This window comes from Bradyrhizobium sp. P5_C12 (assembly GCF_054049735.1).
Genome location: NZ_JBFULU010000143.1, coordinates 1 through 781, shown reverse-complemented (window position 1 = coordinate 781; position 781 = coordinate 1). Strand labels below are relative to the sequence as shown.

Sequence of the window (781 nt, the reverse complement as noted above, 5' to 3'; positions counted from 1 at the left end):
CGTGTAAGGTCATCCTTGCTCCGCCTGAGGACTTCGACCAGCGCCTGGGCGGCATTGTATCCATAGACCACATAGAAATTGTTTTTGTCTTCTCCCGGCATGTACTTGGACATGAAATCGGAGAATCTCGTCAAACCGGGGTCATCTTTCCAGGCCGCATCGGCAGGATCCTTGCTGTAACTCGCTGTGATGATGTCCCTTGCGTTTTCGAGGCCGGCGGGCTTCAGGACGGCGCTGATCGATTGCGAGTTTCCATGCAGGATATGCACTGGCTTCCAGCCGATCTCTGCTGCCTTCTTGATGGCCTGCGCCGCAAATTTCGCCGAGGCGAAATTGATGAGGATGCTTGCGCCCGAGAATTTCAGCTTCACAAGTTCGGAATCGATCGTCGGCGCGCTCGTCTCATACGTGACTTCGGCGACAATGTTGCCGACCGCATCGCCGAGCCCGTCCTTCAAGCCCTTGATATTGTCCCGTCCGAAGTCGTCATTGGACGAGAGAACCGCAATCTTTCCACCAGGATAGTTTTCACGCAGGTACCTGCCGTAGATGCTTGTTTCGCTCTGGTAGCTTGGCTGGAAGCCCATCGACCAGGGATATGCCTTGTGATCGCCGAAGATGGTCCCTCCGGCCGCGATGAACAGCTGCGGCACCTTTTTGGCGTTTACATATTTGATAACCGACATGGTGGTCGGCGTGCCGAGTTGATTGAAGAGAAGCAGAACCTCGTCACTTTCGATCAACTTGCGCGTCTGCTCCACCGTCTTGGGAGGACTGTATG

The 781-nt window shown here is 54.9% G+C and carries 1 protein-coding gene; it reads right to left on the bottom strand.

All coding sequences use genetic code 11. From position 1 onward, the window contains the following. On the bottom strand, positions 1 to 781 hold a 781-nt coding region (locus tag ACXJMY_RS38010; RefSeq protein WP_456624471.1), incomplete at both ends, for an ABC transporter substrate-binding protein.